The sequence below is a fragment of the Streptomyces sp. NPDC057854 genome (assembly GCF_042797055.1).
Classification (GTDB): Bacteria; Actinomycetota; Actinomycetes; order Streptomycetales; family Streptomycetaceae; genus Streptomyces.
Genome location: NZ_JBHVMF010000004.1, coordinates 170,680 through 186,172, shown reverse-complemented (window position 1 = coordinate 186,172; position 15,493 = coordinate 170,680). Strand labels below are relative to the sequence as shown.

At 73.1% G+C, this 15,493-nt stretch carries 14 protein-coding genes; 6 read left to right on the top strand and 8 right to left on the bottom strand.

The window, feature by feature from the left end; all coding sequences use genetic code 11:
* Positions 1-18: 18 nt before the first annotated feature.
* Positions 19-1,266: a MurT ligase domain-containing protein gene (locus tag ACFVQZ_RS08795; RefSeq protein ID WP_030492280.1), complete on the bottom strand. Its 1,248-nt coding sequence runs from the start codon at positions 1,264-1,266 to the stop codon at positions 19-21.
* A 124-nt stretch (positions 1,267-1,390) separates the two neighbouring features.
* On the opposite strand from ACFVQZ_RS08795, the gene def reads away from it, so the two are divergent.
* Positions 1,391-1,951, top strand: a complete 561-nt coding sequence (gene def / locus ACFVQZ_RS08790; protein WP_030492279.1) for a peptide deformylase — start codon at positions 1,391-1,393, stop codon at positions 1,949-1,951.
* 214 nt (positions 1,952-2,165) lie between these two features.
* On the opposite strand, the gene ACFVQZ_RS08785 is transcribed toward def, so the two are convergent.
* Positions 2,166-2,813 (bottom strand): TetR/AcrR family transcriptional regulator, encoded by a 648-nt coding sequence (locus ACFVQZ_RS08785; RefSeq protein ID WP_030492278.1) that lies wholly within the window; start codon positions 2,811-2,813, stop codon positions 2,166-2,168.
* A 173-nt stretch (positions 2,814-2,986) separates the two neighbouring features.
* On the opposite strand from ACFVQZ_RS08785, the gene ACFVQZ_RS08780 reads away from it, so the two are divergent.
* On the top strand, positions 2,987-4,201 hold the full coding sequence (locus ACFVQZ_RS08780; protein WP_030492277.1) for an acyl-CoA dehydrogenase family protein: 1,215 nt from the start codon (positions 2,987-2,989) through the stop codon (positions 4,199-4,201).
* A 3-nt stretch (positions 4,202-4,204) separates the two neighbouring features.
* On the opposite strand, the gene ACFVQZ_RS08775 is transcribed toward ACFVQZ_RS08780, so the two are convergent.
* Positions 4,205-4,801 (bottom strand): hypothetical protein, encoded by a 597-nt coding sequence (locus ACFVQZ_RS08775; protein ID WP_383620662.1) that lies wholly within the window; start codon positions 4,799-4,801, stop codon positions 4,205-4,207.
* 118 nt (positions 4,802-4,919) lie between these two features.
* On the opposite strand from ACFVQZ_RS08775, the gene ACFVQZ_RS08770 reads away from it, so the two are divergent.
* Positions 4,920-6,239: a phytase gene (locus ACFVQZ_RS08770; RefSeq protein ID WP_030492275.1), complete on the top strand. Its 1,320-nt coding sequence runs from the start codon at positions 4,920-4,922 to the stop codon at positions 6,237-6,239.
* A gap of 28 nt (positions 6,240-6,267) precedes the next feature.
* On the opposite strand, the gene ACFVQZ_RS08765 is transcribed toward ACFVQZ_RS08770, so the two are convergent.
* On the bottom strand, positions 6,268-6,753 hold the full coding sequence (locus ACFVQZ_RS08765; RefSeq protein ID WP_383620660.1) for a VOC family protein: 486 nt from the start codon (positions 6,751-6,753) through the stop codon (positions 6,268-6,270).
* Positions 6,754-6,897: 144 nt separating this feature from the next.
* Between ACFVQZ_RS08765 and ACFVQZ_RS08760 the strand changes: the two genes are divergently transcribed.
* Positions 6,898-8,268 (top strand): cytochrome P450, encoded by a 1,371-nt coding sequence (locus ACFVQZ_RS08760; RefSeq protein WP_383620658.1) that lies wholly within the window; start codon positions 6,898-6,900, stop codon positions 8,266-8,268.
* Here ACFVQZ_RS08760 and ACFVQZ_RS08755 read toward each other — a convergent pair.
* From ACFVQZ_RS08755 to ACFVQZ_RS08740, 4 genes are all read right to left on the bottom strand, one after another.
* On the bottom strand, positions 8,265-9,500 hold the full coding sequence (locus tag ACFVQZ_RS08755; protein WP_383620656.1) for a helix-turn-helix domain-containing protein: 1,236 nt from the start codon (positions 9,498-9,500) through the stop codon (positions 8,265-8,267). The genes ACFVQZ_RS08760 and ACFVQZ_RS08755 overlap by 4 nt on opposite strands.
* A 215-nt stretch (positions 9,501-9,715) precedes the next feature.
* A complete protein-coding gene (locus ACFVQZ_RS08750; RefSeq protein ID WP_383620655.1) occupies positions 9,716-10,657 on the bottom strand; it encodes a hypothetical protein in 942 nt (313 codons plus the stop codon).
* A gap of 56 nt (positions 10,658-10,713) precedes the next feature.
* Entirely contained in the window at positions 10,714-12,327 is a 1,614-nt protein-coding gene (locus tag ACFVQZ_RS08745; RefSeq protein ID WP_321192318.1) for a DUF6801 domain-containing protein, read from the bottom strand.
* Between the two features lie 140 nt (positions 12,328-12,467).
* A complete protein-coding gene (locus tag ACFVQZ_RS08740) occupies positions 12,468-13,103 on the bottom strand; it encodes a hypothetical protein (RefSeq protein WP_383620653.1) in 636 nt (211 codons plus the stop codon).
* A gap of 615 nt (positions 13,104-13,718) precedes the next feature.
* Here ACFVQZ_RS08740 and ACFVQZ_RS08735 point away from each other — a divergent pair.
* Complete coding sequence (locus ACFVQZ_RS08735) at positions 13,719-14,729, top strand: ATP-binding cassette domain-containing protein (RefSeq protein ID WP_030492268.1); 1,011 nt, start codon at positions 13,719-13,721, stop codon at positions 14,727-14,729.
* Positions 14,726-15,490: an ABC transporter permease gene (locus ACFVQZ_RS08730; protein WP_030492267.1), complete on the top strand. Its 765-nt coding sequence runs from the start codon at positions 14,726-14,728 to the stop codon at positions 15,488-15,490. Before ACFVQZ_RS08735 ends, ACFVQZ_RS08730 begins: the two co-directional genes overlap by 4 nt.
* Positions 15,491-15,493 lie beyond the last annotated feature (3 nt).

Sequence of the window (15,493 nt, the reverse complement as noted above, 5' to 3'; positions counted from 1 at the left end):
CTGCGAGTCGGGGCGGGGTCAGTTGCCGACACGGCGGCGTACGTCCTGGAAGGCGGTGTAGTTGGCGATCAGCTCGATCTGCCCGGGCGGGGCCATGGCGACCGCCTCGTCGAGGGTGTCGCAGACGCGGAAGTCGACGCCCGCGACCTCCAGCCGGACCGCGAGGTCGAGCCGGCGGTCGCCGATCACCATGATCGGGTGGCCGGCGAGGCGGCCGTAGTCGACGTCCCACAGCCAGGACGTGTCGGTGCCGTCGGCGCCGCGCGCGTTGACCGAGAGGATGACCGGGGTGGGCGGCGGGTCGATGAGCGAGAACGTCTCCAGCCAGCCGGCCGGGTTCTTCGCGAGCAGCAGCCGCAGCTGACGGTCCTGGAAGGTGACCACGTCGTACCGGCCGGCGACGGCCTGCACCTGGTACATGCGCTCCAGGGCGACCTGCGGCGGGACGCCGAAGACGGCGGCGACGGCGGCCGAGGTGGCGGCGTTGGCCTTGTTGGCGCGGCCGGGCAGCTGGAGCCGGATCGGCCAGGCCGAGCCGTGCGGGTCGAGCACGTGGTCGCCGCTGAGCGCCCAGCTCGGGGCGGGCCGGCGGAAGCCGCACTCGCCGCAGAACCAGTCGTCGCCGGGGCGCTGGAGGACACCGCCGCAGGAGGGGCACGACCAGGCGTCGTCTTTCCACTCCTGGCCGACCGCGACCCACACCACGTTGGGGGAGGAGGAGGCGGCCCACACGATCAGCGGGTCGTCGGCGTTGGCGATGACGACGGCCTTGGAGCCGTTCAGGCCCTCGCGCCACTTCTCGGCGAGCATCCGCGTCTCGGCGGCGCGGTCGAGCTGGTCGCGGGAGAGGTTGAGCAGCGCGATCGCCTTGGGGGTGGTGTCGCGGGCGACGCCGGCGAGGTACTTCTCGTCGACCTCGATCACGCCGTACCGCGCGTCGCCGCCACCCGCGAGGGCGGAGGTGATGCCGGCGGGCATGTTGGCGCCCAGGGCGTTGGAGACGACCGGGCCGGCGGCCCGGAGCGCCTCGGCGATCAGCCGGGTGGTGGTCGTCTTGCCGTTGGTGGCGGACACGAGGACGACGTCCAGGTGCTGCGCGAGGCGTCCCAGCAGGTCGGGGTCGAGCTTCAGCGCGACCCGGCCGCCGATCACCGATCCGCTGCCGCGGCCGGCCGCCCGCGACACCGCGGCGGCCGCCCTGCCCGCGGTCACGGCCAGCTTGGCGCGCGGCGTCAGCGGCTCTGGATTACCGGGGTGTCCTGACATCGTCCTTGATCCTCCTTGCGTCGGTCGGGGCTCAGCCTATCGAGAACCGGCCAGGAGCCCGAACCGCGGCACCGGGCCGACCGTATGAAAGGAGGAGGTCACGGCGGACCGTACGCTTACGGGCATGCGAAACCGCCCCATCCCCGGCAGCTCCGGCGTGGTCCGGACGATGACCCTGCTCGGCGACCCCGTGCTGCACGCGCCCTGCGTCCCCGTCACCGAGTTCGGTCCCGCGCTGGACGGGCTGGTGGAGTCGATGTTCGCCACCATGTACGCGGCGCACGGCGTGGGCCTGGCGGCGAACCAAGTGGGCGTGGGCCTGCGGGTCTTCGTCTACGACTGCCCGGACGACGAGGACGTGCGGCACCTGGGGCACGTGGTGAACCCGCGGCTGGTCGAGGCGGACGGCGACGCGTACCGCGGCCCGGAGGGCTGCCTCTCGCTGCCGGGCCTGGAGGCGCCGGTCGCCCGCTTCGACCGCGCGGTGGTGGAGGGCGTCCGCACGGACGGCACCCCGGTGCGGATCGAGGGCACCGGGTTCTTCGCCCGCTGCCTGCTGCACGAGATGGACCACTTGGAGGGCCGCGTCTACGCGGAGCATGTCACCGGGTGGCGGAGATCACGTCTCCTGCGCGCCGTCCGCAAGCAGCCCTGGGGCGGGGGCGCGGCCGTCCTGGAGGCGTAGCCCGCCCTTTTCCGGTACGGCTCCGAGCCCGCCCGCCCGGAATCGACGGCCCCCTCTCCGCCCGCCCCGCCCCCCTCCGTGCCCCTTCCCGCCCCGGACCCCGGCCGGTGATCGGTGGCGGGTGGTCCGGGGCGGGTGGTCTGTGGCCGGTGCCTCCGTCGCCGGGGCCTCGGGCGGCGGCGTACCGCCCGGGAGCCGGGGCCGGCGCGTGCGGTCAGAAGCCCGGGCCGTCGGCGCGGTCGTCGGCCTCGGCGAGGCGGCCCCAGAGGAGGTCGGCGAGGGAGCGGACCAGTTCGGCGCGGGAGCAGGGGCGCTCGCCCAGCCACCAGTCGCCGGCGGCGTGCATCATGCCGACGATGCCGTGGCCCCAGATCCGGGCCTGCGCCTCGGCGGCCGGTCCGAGGTCGACGCGCTCGGCGATGACCTGGCCCAGCTCCTCGCCCATGCGGCGCAGCAGCGGCGCGGAGTGCCGGCCGACGTCGAAGCCCTGCTCGGCCTGGTGGGGCTCCTCGGCCGGGTGCATGAGGAAGCGGTAGACCTGCGGCATCGCCTCGATGGAGGCGAGGTAGGTGTCGAGGGTGGCCTCGACCCGGCGGCGCCGGTCGGCGGGGGCGTCGAGGGCGGCCCGCAGCGAGGCGAGGAGGGCGTCGGTGTGGCGGGTGGCGAGGGCCCGGTAGAGGCCGCCCTTGTCGCCGAAGTGGCGGTAGAGGATCGGCTTGGTGATGCCGGCCTCGGCCGCGATCGCGTTCATGGATGCCTTGGGGCCGTCGCGGAGCACCACCCGGTCCGCCGCCTCCAGCAGTTCGCGCCGCCGCTGCTCGGCGGGCTTCTGCTGGTCGGTGGTCCGGTGTGCGATGTCCATAAGCGTGTCTCCCCGCCCGTGTGGTGACCTGAGGCTGTCGCAACGTAACACCCGACCGGCGTCCGGTGCCGAACGGTCCGGTCCGCTTCGCTCGGGAGGACCCGCAGGTTGACAGCCGTACCCGCCGGTAACAGACTGCTGTTACCGCAAGTAACGTACTGCTGGGAGGGAACATGGGAGAGTTCACGCTCGAACTCAACGACGACCAGAAGCAGGTCCGCGACTGGCTCCACGGCTTCGCCGCGGACGTCATGCGTCCGGCCGCCGCCGAATGGGACGAGCGTGAGGAGACCCCCTGGCCCATCATCCAGGAGGCCGCCAAGCTGGGAATCTACTCCCTCGACTTCTACGCCCAGCAGTTCTTCGACCCGACCGGCCTCGGCATCCCGATGACCATGGAGGAGCTCTTCTGGGGCGACGCCGGCATCGCGCTCTCCATCGTCGGCACCGGACTGGCCGCCGTCGGCGTCCTCGCCAACGGCACCGAGGAGCAGATCGGCACCTGGGTCCCGCAGATGTACGGCGACCCGACCGACGTGAAGGTCGCCGCCTTCTGCTCCTCCGAGCCCGACGCCGGCTCCGACGTCGCCTCCATGCGCACCCGGGCCGTCTACGACCAGGCCAAGGACGAGTGGGTCCTCAACGGCACCAAGACCTGGGCGACCAACGGCGGCATCGCCGACGTCCACGTCGTCGTCGCCGTCGTCGACCCGGAGCTCGGCTCCAAGGGCCACGCCTCCTTCATCGTGCCGCCCGGCACCCCCGGCCTCTCCCAGGGCCAGAAGTTCCAGAAGCACGGCATCCGCGCCTCCCACACCGCCGAGGTCGTCCTGGAGGACGTGCGCGTCCCCGGCTCCTGCCTCCTCGGCGGCAAGGAGAAGCTCGACGAGCGGCTGGCCCGCGCCCGGGAGAAGGCGAAGGCGGGCGGCGAGCGCGTGAAGAACGCCGCCATGGCCACCTTCGAGGCGTCCCGCCCGGCGGTCGGCGCCATGGCCGTCGGCACCGCCCGCGCCGCCTACGAGGTCGCCCTCGACTACGCGAAGACCCGCGTGCAGTTCGGCCGCCCGATCATCGAGAACCAGGGCGTCGCCTTCCAGCTCGCCGACATGGCCACGCAGATCGACGCGGCCCGCCTGCTCGTCTGGCGCGCCTCCTGGATGGCCACCGCCGGCAAGCCCTTCACGAACGCCGAGGGCTCCATGTCCAAGCTGTACGCCAGCGAGGTCGCCAAGTCCGTCACCGCCCAGGCCATCCAGATCCTCGGCGGCAACGGCTACACCCGCGAGTACCCGGTCGAGCGCATGCACCGCGACGCCGCCATCTACACGATCTTCGAAGGCACCAGCGAGATCCAGCGCATGGTCATCAGCCGCGCCGTCGGCAGGTAGTCCTCAGCCGAACCAGACGATCAGGCGGACGTTCCCGTCACCGTGGACGGCCGCCAGATCGCGCATCACCGCCCACGCCGGACCCCAGCGGTCGCCGTCCGGCGGGGCGAGCATCCGCGCCGTGTACACCACCGGACGGTAGACCGCCCCGTCCAGCGCGACCTCGCCGCCGGGCGGCCACTCGTACGGCCACAGGTCCTCGCCGAACAGCTCCTCCGCCGCGTCCAGGACGGCGAGCGGCATCCGGGCCACGTGGTCCAGGACGAGCGCGCCGTCCGGGCCCGGGAGCCACACCCCGATGTGGTTCCCGTCGGCGCGGTCGTTCAGCGGCGCGTCCCAGTCGACGGCCGCCACCTCGGCCCAGGTGGCGTACGAATGGCTGTGGTTGATCTCGTCGTCGGGAATGTCCGGGGACGCGTCCGGCGGGAGCCCCCGCTGGTCGAAGAGCGGCCGTTCCAACTGGAGCTCCCCGCCGTACCCGAACAGGCACTCCCGGGCGTCCCGGTCGCGCACCAGCGCGCAGTCCGGCAGCCAGTCCCGGACCTTCCAGCGGCCGTCCGCCCCGCGGACCTCGAACGCGCCCTCGATGTCGCTCCCCATGGCGGGGAGCGTAACCGCGTGTTCCGCACGGCCGTACGGAATTCACGGGTCCGCAAGGGCCGCTCCATCCCGCCTCCGTAGCGTCTCGGCCCGTCCCAGCCTGCTACCGAGGAGTACCGTGAGCGCCTCCGTCCTGACCGCCCTGGCCGCCGCACTCAGCGTCGTCGCCGCGGTCCCCGCCGCCCCGGGGCCCGTCACCGTCACCGCCCGCGCCGAGACGCCCGTCGTGTACGACGACGAGGCCGGCGGCAACGCCGACGCCGACGATCCCGCCGTCTGGGTCGACCCGACCCGCTCCGGCCGCAGCCTCGTCATCGGCACCCTCAAGGAGGGCGGCCTCGACGTCTACGGACTCGACGGCCGCCGCCTCCAGCACATCGCCGCCCCGCCGGCCCCCGGCGAGGACGCCGCCCCCGGCCGCTTCAACAACGTCGACGTCGTCTACGGCTTCGCGCTGAACGGCCGCCCGACCGACCTGGCCGTCGTCAGCGACCGCGGACGCGACCGGATCCGCGCCTACGCCATCGACCCGGCCGCCGTCGCCGCCGGCCGCGCCCCGCTCCGGGACGTCACCGCCGCCGACGTCGCCCCCGTCTTCGCCGCGAGCGAGGCCGAAGTCGACGAGCAGACCACCTCCTACGGCCTCACCGCCTACCGCGACGGCGACGACACCCTCGTCGTCGTCTCGCAGCGCGAGCGCAGCCGGCTGCGGCTGCTCGAACTGGAGGACCGCGGCGGCCGGGTCGGCTACCGCACCGAGGACACCCTCGACCTGCCCACCTCCTTCACCCTGCCGGACGGCACCGCCTGGCGGCCCTGCGCCGACCCCGGCGAGCTGCCGCAGGTCGAGGGCATGGGCGTCGACCAGGAGGAGCACGTCCTCTACGCCGCCCAGGAGGCCGTCGGCCTCTGGCGCGTCGAGATCGACGACGAGGAGTTCGAGCGGCCCGAACTCCTCGACCGCGTCCGCGAGTACGGCACCCCGTGGACGTACGACGAGGCCGAGGAGGAGTGCGTCCTCGACACCGCGCACGACCCCGGCTTCGGCGGCGAGCACCTGAGCGCCGACGCCGAGGGCGTCACCGTCTACCACGGCGACGACGGCACCGGCTACGTCCTCGCCTCCAGCCAGGGCGACGACACCTACGCCGTCTACGCGCGCGAGGGCGGCAACGCCTACCTCGGCTCCTTCGCCGTCACCGACGGGCCCGCCACCGACGGCGTGCAGCACTCCGACGGCGCCACCGTGGTGAACGTGCCGCTCGGCGCCGCCTTCCCGAAGGGCCTGCTCGTCACCCACGACGGCGAGGCCACCCCGGCCGACGGCGACCGCGAGGGCACCAACTTCAAGCTCACGCGCTGGGACGACGTCGCCGGCGCCTTCCCCCGGCCGCTGACCGTCGACACCGGCTCCTTCGATCCGCGCGACACCGACTGACGCCGCGCGCCGCACCCCCGCCCGCGCGTCACACCACGCAGAACTCGTTCCCCTCCGGGTCCTGGAGCACCACCGCGTAGTAGTCCATCCCGTGCGGTTCGTCCATGACGCGCAGCACGGTCGCGCCGAGTGCGGTCAGCCGGGCCACCTCCCCGTCCACCCGCGCCCGGCGCACCGCGAGCGGCACCCCGCGTCCACCGCCGACCTTCAGGTCCAGGTGGACGCGGTTCTTCCCCCGCTTCGGCTCCGGGACCTGCTGGAACCACACCCGCGGCCCCGCCCCCGCCGGGTCGACCAGCGACTCCGGCAGGTCCCCCGCCCCGTCGACCAGCTCCTCCTCCGGCACCCCGGACGCCGCCCAGTACGCCCGCCAGCTCGCGTGCCCCTCCGGCGGCGGCTCCGGCACGTACCGCAGCGCCTCCGCCCAGAAGGGCACCAGCCGCGCCGGGTCCGCGCAGTCGACCGTCAGCTGGAGACTCAGTGCGGGGCGCTCCGCCCCCTCGTTCCCGTCCATGGCACCGAGCCTCCCAGACGCCACCGACAATCGGCGGGATCCGGCCGGTCCGGCCAGATCCGGACGGTCCGCCGGCGGAAGCTACCGCCCGGTCACCCCCGTGCGGGACAATCGCCGCGCCGCCGCGACCAAGGGGGAAGTCACATGGCCGTCACCACCCGCACCGAAGCACCCGTCCTCAGCGGACTGCCCGTCCTGGGCTCGATGTTCGACCTGAAGAACGACTCGCTCGGCACCTTCCTGCGCGCCCGGCGCGAGCACGGCGACGTCGTCCGCATCACCGCCGGCCCGCCCGGCGCCCGCTCCCAGGTCTACGCCGTCTTCTCCGCCGACGGCGTCCAGCAGGTCCTCGCCGCCGAGTCCGCCAACTTCCGCAAGGACAACGCCTTCTACCAGGAGGTCCGGGAGTCCTTCGGCAACGGCCTGCTCACCAGCCAGGACGACGACTACCTCCGCCAGCGCCGGCTCGTCCAGCCGCTCTTCACCAAGCGCCGCGTCGACGGCTACGCCGCCGCCGTCGCCACCGAGGCCACCACCCTCACCGCCGAGTGGGAGCGGGCCGGCCGCACCTCCGTGGACGTCCTCCACGAGTCCACCCGGCTCGCCCTGCGCGCCGTCGCCCGCATCCTCTTCGGCACCGACGTCGACTCCGCCGTCGACGTCGTCGAACGCTGCTTCCCCGGCGTCGGCGCGTACGTGCTCCGCCGCGGCTACGCGCCGGTCAAGACGCCCCGCGCCTGGCCGACCCCCGGCAACCTCCGGGCCGCCGCCCTCCACAAGGCGCTGTACGAGGAGTGCGACCGGATCATCGCCGAGCGGAAGGCCGGCGGCCGGGCCGGCGCCGACGGCGACGACCTGCTGACCCTGCTCGTCCGGGCCGAGAGCGCCGAGGACGGCGGCTTCGACGCCACCGAACTGCGCGAACAGGTCCTCGTCTTCCTGCTCGCCGGCCACGAGACCACCGCCACCTCGCTCGGCTTCGCCCTCCACCTCCTCGCCCGCCACCCCGAGGCGCAGCGGCGCGCCCACGAGGAGGTCGACCGGGTGCTGGCCGGCCGCACCCCCGGCGCCGCCGACCTCGACGCCCTGCCGTACGTGACGCGGGTCCTCAAGGAGGCCATGAGGCTCTTCCCGGCCGCGCCCGTCATCGGCCGCCGGGCCGTCGCCGAGACCACCATCGGCGGGGTCGTCGTGCCCGCCGGCGCCGACGTCGTCGTCGCCCCGTGGGTCACCCACCGGCACCCCGCCTACTGGGACGACGCCGAGCGCTTCGACCCCGACCGCTTCACCCCCGAGGCGGAGGCGGCCCGGCCCCGCTACGCCTGGTTCCCCTTCGGCGGCGGCCCGCGGGCCTGCATCGGCCAGCACTTCTCCATGCTGGAGTCGGTGATCGCGCTCGCCATGATCCTCCAGCGGTACGGCTTCGAGGCCGTCGACACCGAGGTGCCGGTGGCGCCGGCGATCACTCTCCAGGCGGTCGGCCCGGCACGCTGCCGGCTGGTCCCGCGCGGCTAGCCGGCCCGCCCGGGCGCCGGGCCGTCCGGGTGCTTGCGGCCGTGGAGGTGGAGGGCGCGGAGCGCCGCCTCCAGGGCGAAGCGGCGGTCGGGGTCCAGGAGCCGGTCGCCGAAGTGGTTGTCGAGGTTCCGCAGGCGGTAGCGGACCGTCTGGGCGTGGACGCCGAGCAGTTCGCCGACCTGCTCGGCGGGGGCCCGGGTGGAGACGTGCACCCGCAGGGTCTCGATCAGCCGCTCGCGGCGGGTGCCGGACAGGCCGTCGAGCGGGGCCAGTTCGCGCCGGGCGAGCTGGTCCGTCAGGGCCGGGTCGGCGAGCAGCCACAGGGTCGTGAGGTGGTCCTCGCAGGCCACCGAGGCGGCGTCCGGCACGATGCCCTCGTCGATGAGCTGGAGGATCCGCCGGGCCCAGCGCAGCGAGTGCGCGGCCTGGGCGGTGGGCACGGTCAGGCCGAGGACGGCGGGCGTGCCGGCCAGGGCGGTGTCCAGCATCGCCCGGCGTTCGGCGGTCAGCGGGCCGGGGACCAGCAGGTGCGGGTGCGGCAGGCTGAGGTCGGCCAGCACGTCCCGGTCCAGCCGCGCCTGGAGGACGGCGGTGGCGGGCGGCCGGAGCGCGACCAGCGTGCACGCGGCGGGGAGCTGCCAGGACGCCTCCTGGCAGAGCTCGGCGATGGTCGCGCGCGGCAGCGGCGGCCCCGCGACGACGAGGTGCAGCAGCTTCCGGCGCAGCGCGGCCAGGTCGGAGACCGCGCGGCTCTGCACGGTGACGTACCCCTCTCGGGAGAGGGCCTCCAGCTCGTCCACGTACGCGAAGAGGGCGTCCGCGAAGGCGAGGATCAGGGTGGGGGAGAGGTTGTAGGTGCGTCCGATGCTCTTGGCGCGGCGCAGGGCGATCCGGGCGCCGAGCCGGTAGGCGCCCTGTAACGTGTCGAGGTCCCGTCCCTCGTACGCCTCCACCCGGCCGAACTGGCGCAGGAGTTCGTCGCGGAGCGCGGACTTGACGCCGGGGCGGTCGACGCGGTCCACGAAGGCGGCCAGGGCCTGTTCGACGCCCTGGCGGATGGCGTCCGAGTGGGGGCCGTTGAAGAGGTGGGCGTACACGGGGTAGGCGCGCTCGATCTCCACGCCGATCTCCTTGATGAGGCCCGGGATCTCGGGTCTCATCAGGGCGGCGAACTCGCGGGGCAGCGGATCGAGCGGCTCACCGAGCTCCGGTGACTGGGCGACTGAGGGCATGAACCGATCCCTTGCTCTGCTACGTGACCGGTGGGGGAGCGGCGCTGCGGCGCCCGCCGGGTGGGCGGACGCCGCAGGGGCCGTCAGGTACGTACCGATGTGGACTGCTGAAAGCTAGAGCAACCGATCTGTGCTGTACACAAGTTGAGCAGGACTCAGCTCTCAGGGAAGGGGGTGTGCGGCGGAGTCGGCCGGTAATCACCCCTGGGTGGCCGTTAGTTGACGGCGGAGTGCCAGTTCTGCGAGAAGACCTTGCCGGCGTTCGGGGCGGCGAGTCCGGGGGCGAACAGGCCGGTCAGGAAGGTCTGGGTGTTGTTGAGCGTGAGCTGGTTGCGGCCGGCGGGGGAGGGCAGGCCGGTCTTCAGGTTGACCGCCGCGTCGATGATGCCGAACCAGCCGAGGCCGCAGCCGCTCGCGCCGGGGACGGCGAAGGAGTCGTCGTACTGGGTGGCGCCGAGGAGGTTGAGGCGGCTCATGTCGCCCTCCTCGTTCGCGGTGCCGTCGCCGTCGAAGCGCTCGACGCCGAACTCGGGGGCGGTGCGGTTCTTGATGCGGAGCAGGATCGGGTCGGACTTGGTGCCGATGTAGCAGTTGTCGCCGAGGAACGGGTTCTGGAGGCGGATCCGGACCGGGATGGTCACGATCGGCTGGTCCGTGAGGACGCCCGCGATCTGGTCGAAGTTCGACGGGGTGCCGGCCGACTCCATGGTCGCGGTGATCTTGTTGAGGCTCGCGTCCGACAGCTGCCGGCAGATGTCGGTGATGAACGGGATGTCGCTCGGGCACATCAGGCCCATCAGCCCGCCGGGGACGGTCGCGGAGTCGGCGATGAGCGCGCCGCCGGCGGGCCCGGTGACCGAGTTGGTGCCGTCGGCGTTCTGCACGACGCCGATCTGGAGGTTGGTCTTCCCGGTCGTCACCGTGGTGTTGCCGAGCTTGATGGAGCCGCTGAGGGAGTACGAGACGACGCACTGCGGCGAGGTGTCGAGGCCGTCGGTGGCGAGCATCGCCGGGGCGTCGACGGGGCACCGGGTGGAGGGCCCCCAGCCGCCGTTGAGCACCGGGGCGGCGGCGGTGGCCGTGCCCAGGGAGGCGAAGGATCCGAGGGCGGTGAGGGCGGCGACGGTGGCCAGTTTCGTGCGGGTGGCGAGGGGCATGGCGGAGCCTTCCTGGGAGCGGGGGTGCGGGACGGAGCGGAGCGGGGCGGGGCGGGTCAGCGCTCGGGCGTGGGGACCTGGCGCGGCTGGAGGTCCTCGGTGCAGAACTCCATGGGAGGGGCGTCCACACCGACGGAGCAGGTGCTGCCCTGCATCTGCTTGACGTGGTTGCCCGGTCCGGAGATGGAGGCGGTCAGCAGCCGGTCGAGGTTCTCGCCGCCGGGGGTGCCGCACCCACGGAAGGCGGGGATGGTCACCTCGCCGGTGAGCGGACCGCCGCCGGTGAGGATGTAGCCGACGGGCGGGTCGGGCAGGGTCTGGCTGCCCCGGCCCACGAGCACCAGGTGCCGGCCGGGGTACGTGGCGGGGTCGGGCTCGGGGGAGTACAGCGGCCCCGCCGTGCGGCAGGACGGGCCGACGTCCAGCCGGGTGCCGTTCACCTCGACGTCGAGGACGCGCAGGGTCAGCGGGACCCGCACGTGCGTCGTGAGGATGTTGGTGGGGAAGATGAGCAGGACGTCCGAGTCGATGGTCATCGGTCCCGTCTGCTCCAGGACCAGGGTCGCCTTGACGGGGACGAAGTCGAAGGTGAGGAAGGTGGCCTCGAAGGGCGGGGTCTGGCGGCGTCCCTCGTAGGAGAGGCGTCCCTCGGCCGGGGTGATGACGTGCGCGCTGCCGTCCGGCTTGACCACGAACTCCGCCTGGCCCTGCTCGATCAGGGTGCAGGACACCGGGATGAGGTTGGCGCCGTTCAGCTTGCGCACGTTGCTGTAACCGGTGATGTACGCGGACAGCGACAGGGGGGTCGGGTTCTCGGTGCGGCAGGGCGGTGCGTCCGGCCGGGGCGCCGGGGTCCCGGGCTCCTGCTCCTGCTCCTCCTCCTCGGCCGTCACGGGGCCGTCCTCGTCCGCCTGCGGCCCGGCGCCGGGGGTCGGCGCGGTGCCGGGCGTCCCTCCGCCGGCGGGCGGCGTGGCCGGGTCCGTCCGGTCGGCCGGGAGCGAGGGGCTGGGGAAGAGCGGGGAGGGGCCGGCCGTGGACGGGGTGGCGGACGGGGGTGCCGGCGTGGACGGCGCGCCGGTCGGGACCTCCGCGCCGACCGGGATCCCGGCGAGCACCGTGCGCCCCTCGGCGTCCGGCGCGGGCGCGCAGTCCACGGAGAGCGAGGCGGGGGTGGTGGCCGCGCCGTCGGCCGTGCTCGGGGCGAGGCCCAGCGCGAGGGCCCCGGCGGTGAGGGTCAGTTCGCCGGCGGTGTCCGTCGTCAGGGTCGGCACGTCGCCGGTCGCGGTGAGGACGAGGGGCCCTTCGGCGGGGACGGCCACGGGGGGTGCCGTCCCGGTCCAGGTGGCCTCCGTGCGCTGGTCGTTCTGGGCCACGCCGACCGTGAGCCGGGTCTCGGCCCGTACGGTGGCGGCCTGGAGCGCGGTGAGGTCGGCGACCGCCGCCGCCGGGAGCTCCACCGTGGTGGTGACGTCGGCGGGCCGTATCTCCTCGCCGACGGCGGCCCGTTCGGGAAAGGCCGCCGTGATCCGGACCGTCGCGGGCTGCGGCCCCGAGGGCAGGGTGCAGACGTACGGCAGCGTGGCGTCGACCTGCAGCGATCCCGCCGCGACGGCCGCCGCGGGGAGCAGGGGGGCGAGCGCCACGAACGCGGCGATCGTCGCGCCGCGCACGCGGCCGGCTCGGGAAGTGGGCCGTGGGCCTCTCATCTGGTGCTCCGCTCGGGGTCGTACGGCCGGTGGTCGGGGCGCGGACAGGCCCGCGTCCGTCCGGCCGGGGGGTGCCGGCCGGACGGACGCGGGGTCCTGGTCCCTTACGGGTTGGAGCCGACGATCTTCGGGATGGTGGTGGTGCCGGACACCTTCACCAGGTAGTCGCCCTTGAAGGTCGGCTTGGCGCCGACCGGCACGGCGCTGCCGCAGTTGGTGGCCGAGACGACGGTGAGCTCGCCGGCGGTGCTGGCGACGGCCAGCTTGCCGGTGGAGTTGGTGTAGGTGCCGGACGCCTTGCCCGTGACGCGGAAGACGCAGGCGCCGACGGTCACCTTGGCGTCGACGTTGTCGATGTAGCCCTTGGAGACGCCGGTCGCGGCGGTGTAGTCGAGCACCTTCACGGCCCACGGGGTGGTCGGGACGGTGGTCACGTTGCCGAGCACGCTGGTGCAGGGCGTGCCGCTGGCGCCGAAGGCGATGGCGCTGATGGAGCCGACGGTGGCCGGGTTGCCGGTGGCGCTCTGCATGGTGCCGGAGGCGGTCGACTTCGTACACGTCATGGCGATGCCGTTGACGCTGAGCACGATGTTCCCGCTGTTCGTCGCGGCGAAGTTGGCGGGCGACGGGGTGACGGTCCAGACCGTGGAGGCCACCGCGGAGGCGGGGCTCACGGCGAGGGCGAACGCGGCGGAGGCGGCTCCCGCGACGACGGCCAGGTTTCTGATCGGCTTCTTCATGGCTCTGGGACTCTCCTTGGGGATTGACCGGCAGAGGGTGCTTCGGTGGGGGTGCCGCGGCGGGGAAAGGGAGGCCGGCGACCGGCCGTGCTCCCGCCGCGAAACCAGACGTTACTTGCGGGAAACTTAGCCGAACAATGCCGTGAACCATGATTCTTTGAAGTCGTCTCATTGCCTGTCAAGAGGGTGAGCGATGGCGGGAATCCGCTTGGTTCCGGAGTGCGCAATGTCGACAATTCTGATCGATCGTCCGAGGTCGGCGGGGGGTCCGGCCGACGGGATTCCGCCACTTCGCCCGCGACTGACAAAACCGTCCCGCGAATTGTCTCCGGACTGACAAGACGCCCGGCGTGCCGCGCTGTTCCGTGAAAACTCCTGATCCGGTATTGCCCCGCGAGGTTACTCAGCCGTAGCGTTCCGGGGAGTCGCCGCTCAGCCGCAGGTCGGCGCGGCATCCTGTCGCGGCGGAGACAAGAACGTCCGCCGACTTTGTCTACGCGGTGACAAACGCGGGAGCGGATCAATGAATATGCGCCACACCTATTGTCCGGGTGATCCAGAACGGCCTACCGTGCGCCCGCGGCGCACGCGCCCCGCACGTCCGCTGGAGGTGGGATGGGAATCGAAGTAGTCGTCGAGGGGCTCACCATGTCCTTCGGCAAGCAGAACATCTGGCAGGACGTGTCGCTGACGCTGCCGGCCGGAGAGGTGAGCGTCATGCTCGGCCCTTCCGGAACCGGAAAGACCGTTTTCCTGAAATCGCTCATCGGACTGCTCAAACCCCAGCACGGCCGGGTCCTCATCAACGGCGTCGACATGGTCCGCAGCCCCGAACGGGACATCTACGAGACCCGCAAGCTCTTCGGCCTCATGTTCCAGGACGGCGCCCTCTTCGGCTCGATGACGCTCTTCGACAACATCGCCTTCCCGCTCCGCGAGCACACCCGCAAGCGCGAGTCCGAGATCCGCAAGATCGTCATGGAACGCATCGACCTCGTCGGCCTGCTCGGCGCCGAGGGCAAGCTCCCCGGCGAGATCAGCGGCGGCATGCGCAAGCGCGCCGGCCTCGCCCGCGCCCTCGTCCTCGACCCGCAGATCGTGCTCTGCGACGAGCCCGACTCCGGACTCGACCCGGTCCGCACCGCGTACCTCTCCCAGCTGCTGATCGACCTCAACGCGCGGATCGACGCGACGATGCTGATCGTCACCCACAACCTCGACATCGCCGCCACCGTCCCCGACAACATGGGGATGTTCTTCCGCCGCGAACTCGTCACCTTCGGCCCCCGCGAAGTCCTCCTCACCAGCGAGGAACCGGTCGTCACCCAGTTCCTCGCCGGCCGCCGCGAGGGCCCGATCGGCATGTCCGAGGAGAAGGACGCCGCCACCCTCGCCGCCGAGGCCCACCAGGCCCCCGCCGGTCCCCCCGTACCCCGCCCGCTCGTCCCCCAGCTGGAGCCCTCGCCCGGACTGCCCCCGCGCGCCGCGGTCGTCCGCCGCCGGCAGCGCGTCCTCGGCATGCTCGACACGCTGCCGCCCGCCGCCCGCGCCGCCATCCAGGCCACCTACGCGCACCAGGCTGCCGCGCCCACCGTCGCGACGCCGACCGCAGGCGGCGGCTCGTGATCGGCGGCGCGCTGCGGCAGACCGGCCGGCTCTTCGCCCTGGCCGCCGAGGTCAGCCGGGCCGTCTTCCGCAGACCGTTCCAGTTCCGGGAGTTCGTCGAGCAGTTCTGGTTCGTCGCAAGCGTCACCATCCTGCCGGCGGCGCTCGTCTCCATCCCGTTCGGCGCCGTGATCGCCCTCCAGGTCGGCTCGCTCACCCAGCAGCTCGGCGCCCAGTCCTTCACCGGCGGCGCCAGCGTCCTCGCCGTCATCCAGCAGGCCAGCCCGCTCATCGTGGCGCTCCTCATCGCCGGCGCCGCCGGCTCCGCGATCTGCGCCGACCTCGGCTCCCGCAAGATCCGCGAGGAACTCGACGCGATGGAGGTCATGGGCGTCTCGCCGGTCCAGCGGCTCGTCGTCCCCCGCGTCCTCGCCACCATGGCCGTCGCCGTCCTCCTCAACGGCATGGTCTCCGTCGTCGGCACCCTCGGCGGCTACTTCTTCAACATCGTCCTCCAGGGCGGCACCCCCGGCGCGTACCTCGCCAGCTTCTCCGCCCTCGCCCAGCTGCCCGACCTGTACGTCAGCGAACTCAAGGCGCTCATCTTCGGGTTCATCGCCGGCATCGTCGCCGCCTACCGCGGACTCAACCCCCGCGGCGGCCCCAAGGGCGTCGGCGACGCCGTCAACCAGGCCGTCGTCATCACCTTCCTGCTGCTGTTCTTCGTGAACATGGTGCTGACCGGCCTCTACCTCCAGATCGTCCCGCCGAAGGGAGGCTGAGGC

What these genes read in the sequence shown, in the direction of transcription:
- ACFVQZ_RS08795 (WP_030492280.1), bottom strand. Translation starts at nt 1,266, where the DNA reads ATGTCAGGACACCCCGGTAATCCAGAGCCGCTGACGCCGCGCGCCAAG.
- def (WP_030492279.1), top strand. Translation starts at nt 1,391, where the DNA reads ATGCGAAACCGCCCCATCCCCGGCAGCTCCGGCGTGGTCCGGACGATG.
- ACFVQZ_RS08785 (WP_030492278.1), bottom strand. Translation starts at nt 2,813, where the DNA reads ATGGACATCGCACACCGGACCACCGACCAGCAGAAGCCCGCCGAGCAG.
- ACFVQZ_RS08780 (WP_030492277.1), top strand. Translation starts at nt 2,987, where the DNA reads ATGGGAGAGTTCACGCTCGAACTCAACGACGACCAGAAGCAGGTCCGC.
- ACFVQZ_RS08775 (WP_383620662.1), bottom strand. Translation starts at nt 4,801, where the DNA reads ATGGGGAGCGACATCGAGGGCGCGTTCGAGGTCCGCGGGGCGGACGGC.
- ACFVQZ_RS08765 (WP_383620660.1), bottom strand. Translation starts at nt 6,753, where the DNA reads ATGGACGGGAACGAGGGGGCGGAGCGCCCCGCACTGAGTCTCCAGCTG.
- ACFVQZ_RS08760 (WP_383620658.1), top strand. Translation starts at nt 6,898, where the DNA reads ATGGCCGTCACCACCCGCACCGAAGCACCCGTCCTCAGCGGACTGCCC.
- ACFVQZ_RS08755 (WP_383620656.1), bottom strand. Translation starts at nt 9,500, where the DNA reads ATGCCCTCAGTCGCCCAGTCACCGGAGCTCGGTGAGCCGCTCGATCCG.
- ACFVQZ_RS08750 (WP_383620655.1), bottom strand. Translation starts at nt 10,657, where the DNA reads ATGCCCCTCGCCACCCGCACGAAACTGGCCACCGTCGCCGCCCTCACC.
- ACFVQZ_RS08740 (WP_383620653.1), bottom strand. Translation starts at nt 13,103, where the DNA reads ATGAAGAAGCCGATCAGAAACCTGGCCGTCGTCGCGGGAGCCGCCTCC.
- ACFVQZ_RS08735 (WP_030492268.1), top strand. Translation starts at nt 13,719, where the DNA reads ATGGGAATCGAAGTAGTCGTCGAGGGGCTCACCATGTCCTTCGGCAAG.